At 57.5% G+C, this 12,506-nt stretch carries 11 protein-coding genes; 6 read left to right on the forward strand and 5 right to left on the reverse strand.

Annotation, left to right across the window (positions count from 1 at the left end; translation table 11 throughout):
• Positions 1–6: 6 nt before the first annotated feature.
• The 4 genes from HMPREF2888_RS08795 to HMPREF2888_RS08810 all read left to right on the forward strand — a co-directional run bounded on the left by HMPREF2888_RS08795 (position 7) and on the right by HMPREF2888_RS08810 (position 3,668).
• Positions 7–678 (forward strand): 3'-5' exonuclease, encoded by a 672-nt coding sequence (locus tag HMPREF2888_RS08795; RefSeq protein ID WP_061922062.1) that lies wholly within the window; start codon positions 7–9, stop codon positions 676–678.
• A gap of 38 nt (positions 679–716) precedes the next feature.
• Entirely contained in the window at positions 717–1,226 is a 510-nt protein-coding gene (locus HMPREF2888_RS08800; RefSeq protein WP_061922059.1) for an ArsR/SmtB family transcription factor, read from the forward strand.
• Complete coding sequence (locus tag HMPREF2888_RS08805; RefSeq protein WP_141744852.1) at positions 1,226–2,236, forward strand: serine hydrolase domain-containing protein; 1,011 nt, start codon at positions 1,226–1,228, stop codon at positions 2,234–2,236. Before HMPREF2888_RS08800 ends, HMPREF2888_RS08805 begins: the two co-directional genes overlap by 1 nt.
• Before the next feature lie 301 nt (positions 2,237–2,537).
• The gene (locus HMPREF2888_RS08810) at positions 2,538–3,668 is read left to right on the forward strand and encodes an ATP-binding protein (protein ID WP_061922056.1); all 1,131 of its coding nucleotides are present in this window, start codon (positions 2,538–2,540) and stop codon (positions 3,666–3,668) included.
• Here HMPREF2888_RS08810 and HMPREF2888_RS08815 read toward each other — a convergent pair whose 3' ends face one another.
• Both HMPREF2888_RS08815 and mnmA read right to left on the reverse strand, forming a co-directional pair.
• Positions 3,669–4,580: a uroporphyrinogen decarboxylase/cobalamine-independent methonine synthase family protein gene (locus tag HMPREF2888_RS08815; RefSeq protein ID WP_061922054.1), complete on the reverse strand. Its 912-nt coding sequence runs from the start codon at positions 4,578–4,580 to the stop codon at positions 3,669–3,671. It lies immediately after the preceding gene.
• Positions 4,580–5,665 carry a tRNA 2-thiouridine(34) synthase MnmA gene (mnmA, locus tag HMPREF2888_RS08820; RefSeq protein ID WP_061922052.1) on the reverse strand — a complete coding sequence of 362 codons (1,086 nt, stop codon included), beginning with the start codon at positions 5,663–5,665 and terminating at the stop codon, positions 4,580–4,582. Before mnmA ends, HMPREF2888_RS08815 begins: the two co-directional genes overlap by 1 nt.
• Before the next feature lie 58 nt (positions 5,666–5,723).
• Here mnmA and HMPREF2888_RS08825 point away from each other — a divergent pair, with 58 nt between their 5' ends.
• On the forward strand, positions 5,724–6,545 hold the full coding sequence (locus HMPREF2888_RS08825; protein ID WP_061922051.1) for a spermidine synthase: 822 nt from the start codon (positions 5,724–5,726) through the stop codon (positions 6,543–6,545).
• On the opposite strand, the gene HMPREF2888_RS08830 is transcribed toward HMPREF2888_RS08825, so the two are convergent.
• Positions 6,526–7,626 carry a glycoside hydrolase family 25 protein gene (locus tag HMPREF2888_RS08830; protein WP_061922047.1) on the reverse strand — a complete coding sequence of 367 codons (1,101 nt, stop codon included), beginning with the start codon at positions 7,624–7,626 and terminating at the stop codon, positions 6,526–6,528. The two genes, HMPREF2888_RS08825 and HMPREF2888_RS08830, sit on opposite strands and share 20 nt — an antisense overlap.
• Before the next feature lie 194 nt (positions 7,627–7,820).
• On the opposite strand from HMPREF2888_RS08830, the gene HMPREF2888_RS08835 reads away from it, so the two are divergent.
• The gene (locus HMPREF2888_RS08835; protein WP_061922044.1) at positions 7,821–9,002 is read left to right on the forward strand and encodes an HNH endonuclease signature motif containing protein; all 1,182 of its coding nucleotides are present in this window, start codon (positions 7,821–7,823) and stop codon (positions 9,000–9,002) included.
• Here the strand turns inward: HMPREF2888_RS08835 and HMPREF2888_RS08840 are convergent.
• Complete coding sequence (locus tag HMPREF2888_RS08840; protein WP_235591035.1) at positions 8,974–11,274, reverse strand: bifunctional lysylphosphatidylglycerol flippase/synthetase MprF; 2,301 nt, start codon at positions 11,272–11,274, stop codon at positions 8,974–8,976. The two genes, HMPREF2888_RS08835 and HMPREF2888_RS08840, sit on opposite strands and share 29 nt — an antisense overlap.
• Positions 11,267–12,469, reverse strand: coding sequence for an alpha/beta hydrolase (locus tag HMPREF2888_RS08845; protein ID WP_061922037.1), 1,203 nt, complete (start codon positions 12,467–12,469; stop codon positions 11,267–11,269). Before HMPREF2888_RS08845 ends, HMPREF2888_RS08840 begins: the two co-directional genes overlap by 8 nt.
• Between the last annotated feature and the right edge of the window lie 37 nt (positions 12,470–12,506).

The raw sequence follows: 12,506 nt of genomic DNA on the forward strand, positions 1-12,506 counted from the left end.
TTCCACATGAACTTCGACGCCAGCCGCATGCTCTCCTTCGACCTCGAAACCACCTCCGTAAACCCAAAAGAAGCACGAATCGTCACCTCCGCATTGGTCCGTATTGATGGCCGTGAAGTGGACAAACGCGAAATGCTCGCCGACCCAGGCGTTGAAATCCCTGAGGCCGCTGCAAAGGTCCACGGCATCACCACTGAGAAGGCCCGCGCCGAGGGCCAACCGCATGACGAAGTCCTCGAAGAGACCGTCCGCTCCATCAAGCAGGCATGGGAAGATGGCCTCACCCTCATCGTCTACAACGCCGCCTACGATCTCTCCGTCCTGCGCGCGCTCACCGGTGACTTCACCGTCACCGGCCCTGTTTTCGATCCTTTCGTAGTTGATCGCGTCAAGGACAAGTGGCGCAAGGGCAAGCGCACGCTTGGCGACGTTTCCGCACACTACGGCGTCACCCTCGAAAACGCGCACGAAGCAACTTCCGACGCCCTTGCCGCAGCTCGTATCGCGTGGATGCAGGTCCGCCAGCGTTACCCCGAGCTGTCCCAAATGAGCACCGACGAGCTCATGGAGTACCAAGCAGTCGAGTGGTACAAGGACCGTGAATCCTTCAAGAAATACCTGGAAGGTCAAGGTAAGAACGCAAGCGACGTCTCCACAGCGTGGCCGATGATTAGCTAAACATTGCAGATTTTTTACAATTCTGGAATTCTAGAAATATGAATTCCAGTACCTCTTCGAACCTTCTTGAGCAGCGACTCGCATCTCTTGAACAGCGAGTCGCCACTCTTGAAGGCAATACGCATGTAGAAACACAATCCGATTCCCGCTACTGGCTCGTCGAGGCCCTCGAAGAAGGGCCCGGCATTCCCGACGGCTCCGTCATCTTTGGCGGCGACGTCACCATCGGCAATCGCGAGTACAAATACCAATGGCAGCGCCCCACCCAATTCGTCACCGACGAGTCTTGGGAAGAAAACATCAAGCGTCTTACCGCCATCGCACATCCCACCCGCGCGGAGATCCTGCGTCGCCTCCTGTGTGCACCCGCCAGCGCCAGCGACCTTGTACAGGAGAGGCTGGCTAGCTCCACAGGAACCGCATATCACCACCTCAACGAACTCAGCAGCGCCGGGTGGATCGCCAAATCCAAGTCCGGCACCTTCGAAATCCGGCCGACCCGCGTCATCCCCCTCATGACAATCATCACCGCGACGGAGGCGCACTAATGAACTTTTCCATTGGCAAACTCGCAATCGGATTCCTGGTCACTGCTCTCGTAGCATCCGGCCTTGTCCTGGTAGGCCCTCACCGCATTGCCCTGGCAACCGAGGCCACTGGCTCGACCGACCTAGCCCAGAAGCTGCGTGACAATGCGCAGCGCGGACACCACAATCTGACGACCTTTACACTGGCGAACGGCGAGACCTCCTTCGCAGGCCTTGGTGCCGACGAACATACCGAGGTCGAAATCGGTTCGGTAACCAAGATGTTCACCGCGGAACTCATCCGCCAAGAGGTCTCTGAAGGCAACCTCAAATACGACGCTAGGGTTGGTCAGTTTCTTGATACCGGCGATTCCCCTATCAGCGATGTGCGCATCGAAGAGCTAATGGAGCACACATCTGGGCTACCAAGACTCGCTGCAACTAATCCCTTTACCGGAATCTCCACCATGCTCACAGGAGGCAACCCCTACGCGAAAGAAACTAAAGAGCAACTCATCGATGCCGCCACTTCCTCCGACCTCGCAGGTCGCGGCGAAGAGAATTATTCCAACCTCGGCTACGGACTTCTCGGGCTCATCTTGGAAGAGGCTTCCGGTAAGCCTTTCGAACAACTGCTGCAAGAGAAAATCTTTGCACCGATTGGAATGCAGGAGACTTACCTCATGACCCCAGGCAGCGTTCCTTCCGATGCCCCGCGTGGCTACACCAGTCGCGGACAAAAGGCTCAACCCTGGGAATTTCCAGCAAGCGGCGCCGCCGGCGGTATTCGGTCAACACCCAAAGACATGAGCCTGTTCGCCAATTGGCTCATCGAACATGGCGACTTCCAGCATGGCTGGCAAGACAACGAGGCCCCAGTTCCCGCTGGTTACTGGCACAACGGAGGCACTTACGGATATTCGACAATGCTCATTATCGATCCGCAGAGTTCAAAAGTAGCCTTCGTCTCAAACGACACTGAGAAGGGCACTGAAGAACTCGCACGCACTATTTTTGGGGAGCTAGATTGATGTTTTCACTTGTAGTAATTATCGGTCTTCTGCTGAACATTGCGTGGCACCTCGTGAGAACTAAAACAGTATCCACAAATCGCATAGTCGACGTTTGCATAACCTGCATTGTCGTTGCTCTCCTCGGGCGAACCCTGCCTTGGAACTCCGATCTCAGCGTGTTCTGGTGGTACGCTTTGGTAGCCATGACGGCACTTTATGCTGGAAAGGTGGCCTTTCACGGAAAGTCTCCCAAATCTCCGGCCGCCAAAAAGTCTCCCAAATCTCCCAAATCTCCTTGTTTGAGGTAGCCTTGCCGTCTATGAGCATCCGCAGTAATCCTTTTCGCCCAACCTTCGGAGTTCCGCCTCTTTATTGGGTGGGCCGTACTGCTGTGCTCGATGCATTCCGCAATGCCCTGCAGTCCCCAGCCGGCGCCTCCGCTCGCACGATGATCGTCAGCGGTGCACGCGGTATCGGGAAGACGGTTCTGCTCAATGAACTGGAAGATTCTGCGAAAACACAAGGCTGGATATGCATTCGGGCTTCTGGGCGCACCAACATGGTCGAGGAGCTCGTCGAGACCACCATTCCGCGGTTGATCGAGCAACTCGCGCCCCGAGATAAGCGGAAAATCAACCGAATCGGAATCGGCGGGGTCGGCTCAATCGGCCTGGAGCACAACACGGATGAGCCTTATAAGCCCACGTTGAATACCCGCCTCCGCGATCTCCTCGCCCAACTATCCGGGGTCGGAATTCTGCTCAGCATCGACGAAGTGCAAGACGCCTCAGTAGAAGATCTCACTTCTATCGCAGTGGCCTACCAGGATCTCTTGCGCGATGAGCTCGACATTTCCTTTGTCGCCGCTGGATTGCCGCAAGGCGTCAACCGCCTGCTCGATCTCCCAGGCGTTACTTTCCTGCGCCGCGCCCAAAGATTCGTTCTAGGTCCGCTTTCTGCAGGCAACGCCGCCGAAGCCTTTACTGCCACCGCAGCTGACTCGGGCCTTATTTTCTCATCGGAGGCCATCAGCAAGGCCGTCGAGCTGTCGAAGGGCTACCCATACCTCGTTCAGTTGGTGGGTTCCTTGGCTTGGGAGCGCGCAAACGCACGCGACGAGACCAAGATTGCAGCTTCAGACGTAGACAGCATCGCCGACGAGGCCATTTCCATTCTGTGCACTCAAGTGCACTTGCCCGCCGCGTCCTCGCTGCCTCCTGCTCAGCGCCAGTTCCTTGACTCGATGTCTAGCGCTTCCGTTGATGGCATCGCCACGATTACGGAAATTGCAGAAAGCCAAGGCCGCACGGTCCGCTCGCTTTCGGCAACGCGCCAAAGACTCATAGACGCTGACCTCATCGAGCCCGCCGCCCACGGTGAGCTGCAATTCGTCATCCCCTACATGGAGCGCTTCTTCAACTCCACCGACAAGCTCGGCAGGGTCGACTAGCTATAGATCACCGGCGTCGCGCACCAACATGCCCGCCGTCTCCACAGCCGAGCGCAGCGTGCTTGCCGACGCCTCCCTTGGCACCACGTCCACCGCATCCACCAGGAGCTGCCGTGGCATTCCCATGCGGTCAAAGTGCCGGGCCACAGCCACGGCTTCTGCCCGCGCATCGACGCCCGCGATTGCGAAACCGATTCGCTTGCCTTCGCTTAAGAACTCGCCAAGTCCATCGATGTTCTTTGCCGTGTCGAGCCCAACGAAGTCAGTCACGAATGTTTCCGCGGCATCGGCGATTTCCCAATGCGGTCCCGCGACTAGGTAATCCGCGCCCAGCTCCTTCAGCTTCTCCCGAGCAACCTCCGCTGGGACCGCGCGAATCTCGTCAAAGTCGGTGGTACCGGGAACCTTGCCGGCGAGGACGTCGCCAAGTAAAGGCTCGTCCACCTGCACCCGCACCTCACCGTGGAAGCGACGCACCAGCTTCTTCACGTGATCCGCGATGCCCATCTGCAGGGCTTCATGCAGATCGCGGGTAGCACCGGCGTCGGAAAGCACGCGGTGCCCATTCGCAAGCTCTACCGCCGCTGCTAAGCTCCACGGCCCCAAAACCTGCAACTTTAAGACGGGAACAGACTCGCCCCATACCTCTTGGATGGCGTCCAAGTCACGCTCCCATAGATCCCATGTGCGTCGCATCATCAACTGTGGGCGCTGGGTCATCTGCCACGCGCGTGGGCCGCGGTCAACGTTGACCGCTTCTAAAAGCGCGGCCGTAGAACCCACGGCATCCGCACCAAGCCCGCGCTCGGAAAGCTGCGGAATCGCCGGCAGATGTCCAGACTCGCCCATCACGATGTCGGCGGCCTCCGTCATGGAAACCCCACGCATCGGACCCAGCGAAAATCCCGTCACTATGCCGTCCCGCAGATGGTGCCGGAACCGAGGACGATATCCCCCAGCTCATCGGGGCTTGGCAGGTACAGCACTGCGGCTTGGCCGCGTGCCACACCGGAGAGCGGTTCTTTTAGCTCCAGCGTCATCTTGTCGCCATCGCGGTCCACAAACGCCTTGCAGGGAACAACCGATCCGTGCGCGCGAACCTGAACCTCGCATTCCAGCTCGCCGTCCATGGCCGGGTGCAGATACTTCAGGCGATCTGCCTGAATCCTCGTCACCGCCAAGTCCTCGCGCGAACCCACGGTCACAGTGCCGCTCGCTGCATCGATGTCGGTGACATAGCGCGGGCGACCATCCGCCGTAGGCTCCTTGATGTCAAGGCCCTTGCGCTGACCGATGGTGTAGTTCCATGCACCGTCATGTTGTTTGAGCTCCTGGCCCTCCTGGTCCACGACCATGCCCGGACGCAGCCCGATCCGCGAGCCCAAAAATGCCTGCGTATTGCCATCCGGAATAAAGCAGATGTCATAGGAGTCAGGCTTTTTGGCCGTGGAAAAGCCATGCCGCGCCGCTTCCTCGCGAATCTGCGGCTTTGGGGTATCGCCGATCGGGAAATAACAATGCTCTAGTTCCTCCGCGGAAATAACGCCCAAAACATAGGACTGATCCTTGTTTTCATCCTTGGAACGGCGCATATAGCCAGCGTCGTCAAGCGTGGCGTAATGGCCCGTTGCTACGGCATCGAAGCCCAACGCCATACCTTTTTGGAGTAGCGCGCGAAACTTGATCTTCTCGTTGCAGCGCAGGCACGGATTCGGAGTCTCGCCGCGGGCATAAGAATCCACGAAGTCCCCGATGACCTCTTCCTTAAACTGCTCGGAAAAATCCCAAACGTAGAAAGGAATACCCAGCTTGTCACAGATGCGACGCGCGTCTGCAGAGTCCTCCAAGGAACAGCAACCCCTGGCCTTTTCGCGGGTTTGTTGTGCGTCTTTATGCAGTGCCAAATGCACTCCCACCACATCGTGGCCTGCTTCCACGGCGCGGGCCGCGGCCACAGAGGAATCGACTCCGCCTGACATCGCTACGAGAACTCGCACTTAAACTCCTTTTCTTCGGCGGCCAAGCTTACTCTTCCAACCCATTAAGCTTAAATGCATGCGCAAAAAGGACGATCTCGTTGGCACCTACGAAATTTCTACGGGCACCGCGGAGGTGGTGGCGGACGAGTACCACGATAGCGGATACACACTTATGGTCAATGGAGTACCTTCAAGCCACATCGTGTTGGGCGCACCGGAAATCCTCGAGTTTGAATACATGCGCTGGATTGCCGCCGCAGTCGAAACGCTTCTGCCAGTGGCACCCGATGCCCTCCGCATGACACATCTGGGTGGTGCAGGCTGCTCGCTCCCTCGCTATTTCGCCAGCATTTGGCCCAAGTCCCGCCATACCGTAGTGGAACTCGATGCCAAGCTCGGCGAATTAGTACGCACGCTTTTCGACGTCCCCCGTTCCCCCACCGTCAAAATCCGCGCCGGCGAAGCTCGCGCGGTCACCGATGGCTTCGCACCCGCTAGCCGCGACGTCATTATTCGCGATGTCTTCGCTGGCGATAAGACCCCGCATCCGCTTACTACCCGCGAGTTCTTTCAATCGGTCCACCGCGCCTTGGCGCCTGGAGGACTCTACGTTGCCAATTGCGGAGATCACCGAAATCTCAAAATCGCAAAGTCGGAATTGGCCGGAATGAAGGAGGTATTCGAGCACGTGGCCGTAATCGCGGATCCCCCGATGCTCAAGGGACGGCGTTACGGCAACATCGTTCTTCTCGCCTCAGATCGCGAAATGCCAGCTGCCGGCTCCGTGGAAGCCGCACAACTGGCAAAATCACTGTTATCGGGCGCGGTCCCTGCACACTATAAAGACGAAGCATGGACCGCGAACTTCTCGCAAGGTGCTACTGCGCTAGTTGATTAACCGCGTCCTGCGCTTGCTCGACCTGGTTCGGATTGGCGCCGTTGGCGGTGGCAACGTGGCCGGCGTTGTCTAGAAGGATTGCAAGGTCACCGACGGTGAAGTCACCGGAGGCCATGCCAACCAGGTCCTCAATCGGCAAGGAACCATTCTTGGTCAGCTGCTTCACGAAGTCCGTGAAGACGCTCGCAGAGTTGCCGTCCAAGCCAGCCTGCTGTGCGGCGTCGATAAGCTGCGGGCTCGCAATGATGCCTGCTGCCAATGCGAGGATCGCGCCGATCAGCGGTGCGCTGTTGGAGCTCAGGTCTGGCGCGTCGTCGCCAAGCACAAGCCCCTCAAGGATGCCACCGATGTCCAGGTAGTTGCCGTTACTGAAGGAATCCAGCTGGCCCTCGTTGCCGTTGAAGACGTTCATATCGACCGGACCGGTAATGCCGTTGACGCGGCCAGAGCCGGAGCGCTGCCAGAAGGAAATCTTATTCCAGCCACCGACTGGATCCGGCGCCTCATCCTGGTAGGCCGCGAGCCATAGCGGCATGTCGGAGAACTCCGTGGTGTTCCCCATCTGCCCCATCCAGAAGTATTTATAGGTATAGATCATCGGGGTACGGCCGGTTAGCGTGCGCAGCTCCGTGGTGAAATCACGGATCCACTGCTCGAGCTGTGCCGAAGAAAGACCTTCATCAACCTCAATATCAAGCACGGGCGGCAGCGTTTGATTCGGAACCAGCGCAAGCTGTGCAGCGAAGTGTGCAGCCTGACGCGTGGCTGACGACGCCGGGCGCGCGTAGTGGTAAGCACCAACCTTCAGACCGCTCGCTGCGGCAGCGTTCGAGTCGGTGATGAAGTGGGGATTCGTCCAGTCGGAGCCCTCGGTCGCCTTAACGAACGCAAAGGACTGGCCGTCGGACTTTACTTCGCCCCAGTTGATCGGAGCCCCGCCCGGGTGCTGATGGTTTGCGATATCGATACCCGTGGTCGCACCGGAGGTCCAGGCGCCGGCTGTCATCGTGCCTGCGATAGCAAGCGCCACAGAACCAACAACGGCGACGATAGCCTTGCGCATTCCCTTAGATGAAGTCATGCGCGCTACTGTACCGACGAAACAACACAATCCCCTTTAGTAACACGCGTATCTTTGCTTTTATTTTTGCCCAGTTTTTCCGTCCCTTATCAGTCGTACATATTTTCGATTTTCTGTTGATTGGGCTCGGTGGGCTGGATATAATGAGGGCATGAAGATTTCAAGGCAGTTTATTCCAACGGGGGTATGGAAAATTGGAAGCATATTACCTTGTAAATGACCCTTCCAGCACATTAGCAACCTCAGCCCGCAACATCCGTAAGCTCGAGTTCGAACAATGGGAAAATAACCTCCCCGATCTCGATTCTGACATCGAACTAGTTATCCATAGTTTGGCCACACATACCGGCCTTGGGAAAACCAAAATTAAAAACATCGCCTTCGCGCTCTATCGCCTACGCGAACTTCCACGCCTGCGTACGATGCAGCTCGATTCCTACTTCCTCGATATGACACGCCTGTGCACTATCGACTCCGCCCTTAACAAGCTAGGCGCACCCACTCCCGAGATTCTCCAACGCGTCGATGAAGCCCTTTGTGAGTTCTTCACTCCCACCAGCCCAGCAGAAGTCTTGCCCTCTAGCCGTGCCATCCGCACCTTTATCCATGACCTCATCAAACTCCTCGCTCCAGAAGTAGATCCTGAAAAGGGCGAGGAAGAAGCCAACAACTCTTACTCCACTTACCCTGTGCCCGGTGGAAAAGAAGCCATTAGCGCCGAATACGAACCAGCAACTGCCTATGAGCTCGACCAACGCATAAAGGACACCGCCGAGAAACTGGAGATAACTCCTGCAGAAGCGCTCGAAAAACTCATCCGTGGAGAGGCTAACTCCGAGACCATCGTCATCCTGAATATGTACCGCGCCTCGGATTTTCCCAATGCACCCGCTTTCATCCAGGGTGCCGGCTGGGTCTCCCCCGAGATCGCAGATTCCTTCGAGCCAAAGGTCGTACGTGACATGGCCAAGGCCGCTACCGCGGAGAGCCCTAGCTACACCACACCTTCTACCATCGGCGCTTTCGTCGAAGGCCGCGATGGCACTTGCCGCATGCCACACTGCGACAGACCCGCGCAGGACTGCCAGAAGGATCACCGCATCAACTTTGCCGAAGGCGGACCGACCGCAGGCTCGAATCTCGCGAGCCTCTGCCAGCACCATCACAACATCAAGACCGATGGCCGAGCCAACTACATCATGGACCCGCTCACCGGGGACATCGTCTGGCTCTTCGACGATGGGCGCTGGGAGTATGACGAACCAACCGGCCCGCTAGCGCCCAAGAAGCGCAACTGGGTACAAACGTTTGCCCAAGCCATTGAATCCCGGCGAAGGGAGGCGCACGCTAAGTGTTTGAATGACGAAGTGCCTTAAGCGCCTCGGTGGCCTTCAGATTCGGAAGGTAAGCATGGACCACCGCGAGGCCAATCGCTGGGAGGGATAACTCATCCTCATAACACAGGAACCACTTGTGCTCCTCCGGCTGGAACTTGCGCTTGCTTGCGGCTAAAGACCGAAAGCCGTAAAGCGGTTCCATCTGCTCGCCGAGTTTCATCAGCAGTGAATCTAAGGTCGAAGGATTCTCGGTCGTCCCTGCCAACGGAGCGCCCGAAAGCGAAATCCAGTCACAGCCCTCACCCGCCGCGATAACGAGCGCCTCAGAAATCAACAGCTCCATGACCCCTTTGAAACCTCGCTCATTACGGCGCATCACATCGAGGGTGTAGCCCACCAACTGCCCATCTCGCCGCACCGGCAGCCAGCTGGTCATGCCGTGCACCAGACCATCATCGTCTAGAGCCAAAAGGAGACGAGTACCTGAAACCTGCATCTCGTCGATACCTCCCAGAGTAAAGCCCATCTCCGGAAGGGCCTTCTCGCCGACCCATTCTTCGCTTAGCGTGACCAAAGCGGCGGCAACAGCAACATCGAGTTGATCCCACGTGGTCCACACGGTTCTCACGCCTTCTTTTGCTGCCTTATTTCGCGCGGTGCGGATATTCTGGAACTTCTTGCCCTTGAACTCCGTGTTTTCACAGCTCAACACCGCCTCGTCCGCGACCTGAAGCCGCTTCAATCCAGGATGAGAAACCGCGAAATCGCTTGCCACCGAATACCACGCAGGAGTTAGTCCCTGAGATTTGACGAACTCCTCGAACTCGCGAGAGATGTCATCGCCAACCGGTCCACCCAATGTCAAAGCAACGCCATTGGAAGCGCGATATGCCACGAAGGAATCGCCGGCGAAGAAATATCTGTTCCCCTCCCACAAGGTCATGAAGGATAGGTGATCGCCAGTTCGGCGCTGCAGGATTTCCCGTGCCCGCGAGCGGTCCGATTCCCGTTGCGGGTCCGAGGGCGAGGAGAAGCACCGCCACAGCGCCCAAATGACGCACATCCACCACACGTTGCCGACCCACGAATAGACAAACCAGCCAAATCCACTTGCCGGCACCAATTCATGGGGAGAGACGAGCGTTATTACTACAGGCAAGAAGCGCAACGGCCACTCCGCCAACGCTGCGCTTAGCGACGCCCCGCCCACAAAGGCAGACTTCACCAACAATGTAGAAAGCAACCAGGTGGCAGAACAAATAAGGAATACCCCACCCAGCCAGGCCGCGTGCTTTTTAATAATCTGCGGCGCTTCACGAACTTGGAAGAGCCGGCGAGAGTACATGAGCACAGCGAGGCAGAACAACCAGGGCAACAGGGCCTCGAATAGGTTAAGCCCGTAGATGAAGAAACCGTCTTGGTCTAGGTCCCACAGCTGAACGAGCAGGAAGGCCAAGGAAGCAACTTGGATGAGGCACGAAAGTACCCACGCAGCATGGCGGCCACGCACGAGCCCGAAACACAATACAAGTTGGATAAGCAGCGGCATGAGGTTGGCAAGCAAGGGACCGACACCATGCATGCGTGCGACGTCAGCCGCGGATATACAGTCCCTGGACGTTTCGTCGAGAGTGCAGAGAACCGCAACCGCGACGTCGGAAAGCGCAGGCCCCCACATCAGCTCGGTGAGAAGGGAAAATGGGCCTTCGGCGATTGGATTGATAGCAACCAGCACCGGGCTAATGGCAACCGCGATGAGGATGAAAGCTACGAGCACGCGCCGCTCGCGCAACGAGGGCTTTGCGGTCTCCCGCGGATGACGCCACAGGCCTAAAAAGAGGCCGAATACCGCGGCAGTAAGTCCCAAGATGTCGGCCATCGAGCCGGCATAAAAGACGTTCGTGAACGCAAGAACGAGGATGATAACCCGAAAACGGCGCTTCCACAGGCGCGGCATCTTCGCGGAGGCATACATCGCAGAGCCGAAAATCCAGCCGATTGGTGTAAAGAGGTAGCTGTTGAGGAGATCGTCGCCCCATCGGTTCAGGCCCGATACTTCGACGCCTCGCGCGATGAAAAAGGCAATCGGTAACGAAAGAAGCTGAAGGAAAAGGCCAACGACGAGGTATTTCCTGCTGCCCAAGACCCGCTCGGCAGGGCCACCGAAAAGAATGGCGAAGAAGGTTACAACGACGGATCCGCCAATTGTGACGGTGGTCAAACCGGTTGCCTCAACCCAATCATTGTCCACGAAGTGGAGAACCCACATGAGCACAATCAAGAGCAAAGTTACGGGAAATCGCTTAAGCATGAACATCGTTGTCCTCAATTCCACGGAATGGGTCATGGACGGCTGTAAGTCCCCCGCGGCGCGCAGCAAAAGCGAAGGATTGACGCAGTGCTGGGCGCCACACCCCGAAGGAGTGGCCACCGCTTAGAGCACCGACATAAGTCTTTCCGCCTGCCCCGCGAACGAGCTCAGCAAGTTGGTTTTGAGCAGCAATCGCGGGCTTGTCCTTGTCGCCTGCAAAGAAGACGACACTGAGCCCGGGATAGCGATTTTTCTTCAGCAAGAAGGCCGGATTTTGCGCCTGGAAGGCTTGCTCGTTTCCGCCAAAGAATTTCTGGACGGTATCGGCATGCTTGCCGATGGTCGGCTCCGCCTCACCGGAGAAGTCCAAATAAGTTCCGAAGGCCTCGGGATGGTTGGTGGCGACCTGCAAAGTACAGGTACCGCCGTAGGAAAGGCCGCCGAGCGTCCAATGCGACTGGTCTTCGTCAACGCGCAATTGCTTTTTGATCTGGGCTGGAACGTCTTTGGTCAGATAGGTCATTACCTTGGTGGATTGAGAGTCCGCGCAAACAGGGTTGGCGGTTTCAGAACCGGTGGCATCAACTGCTACGACGATGGGCGATACTCCCCCGTTTGCCTTCTGAAATTCATCGGCGGTCTGTGCGGCTTCGCCAGATCCAAACCACTGGGTTGGGCCACCGGGATTGCCATGGAGCAATACGAGCACCGGCAGGCGCTTTCCGCTCCAATAGGCCGGCGGCAAATAGGCAATAGCTTCGCGGGCTTTGAATCCCTGGCTTGGTAAGTCGAGATGAACCAGACCGGCAGAATTGCCCGCGTGCGAGGCTAGTTCGGAGGCGGGAATAGTTTGGGCCACCGGTCGCGGATCGAGGGAACCGACCGTGGGATAGGTCTGGTACTCGAGGTTGACTAGCCCGACGACCGCAACGAGTGATGCGATGCCCGCGAGCGTCGCGGAAAGTTTCGGCTTACGCAGCAGTGCGGCGAGGCAGATACCAGAGGCGACGAAGACATGAGCAGGGATATCCCAATGCTGGAGGAAATACCAGGCACCAACCGATATAAACAAAGCCAAAACAACAGGCACAATCTTGCGCGCCCATACAACAACTATCGCGGAAAGAACCACGATGACCGCATATATCGCCCCATTTACGGGTTCGGCCAGCGGCAGGCCAAGGAGGAAATTCACTCCTAAATCATAGGCCTGCGCTGGCCAAATAGGCTGT

Origin of the sequence: Corynebacterium sp. HMSC077D03, assembly GCF_001808545.1 — a bacterium.
In the GTDB taxonomy this organism is placed as follows: domain Bacteria; phylum Actinomycetota; class Actinomycetes; order Mycobacteriales; family Mycobacteriaceae; genus Corynebacterium; species Corynebacterium simulans.

Bases quoted from the DNA above. Each gene is read 5' to 3' on its own strand.
- HMPREF2888_RS08795 (WP_061922062.1), top strand. From the start codon at position 7: ATGAACTTCGACGCCAGCCGCATGCTCTCCTTCGACCTCGAAACCACC.
- HMPREF2888_RS08800 (WP_061922059.1), top strand. From the start codon at position 717: ATGAATTCCAGTACCTCTTCGAACCTTCTTGAGCAGCGACTCGCATCT.
- HMPREF2888_RS08805 (WP_141744852.1), top strand. From the start codon at position 1,226: ATGAACTTTTCCATTGGCAAACTCGCAATCGGATTCCTGGTCACTGCT.
- HMPREF2888_RS08810 (WP_061922056.1), top strand. From the start codon at position 2,538: ATGAGCATCCGCAGTAATCCTTTTCGCCCAACCTTCGGAGTTCCGCCT.
- HMPREF2888_RS08825 (WP_061922051.1), top strand. From the start codon at position 5,724: ATGCGCAAAAAGGACGATCTCGTTGGCACCTACGAAATTTCTACGGGC.
- HMPREF2888_RS08830 (WP_061922047.1), bottom strand. From the start codon at position 7,626: ATGACTTCATCTAAGGGAATGCGCAAGGCTATCGTCGCCGTTGTTGGT.
- HMPREF2888_RS08840 (WP_235591035.1), bottom strand. From the start codon at position 11,274: ATGCTTAAGCGATTTCCCGTAACTTTGCTCTTGATTGTGCTCATGTGG.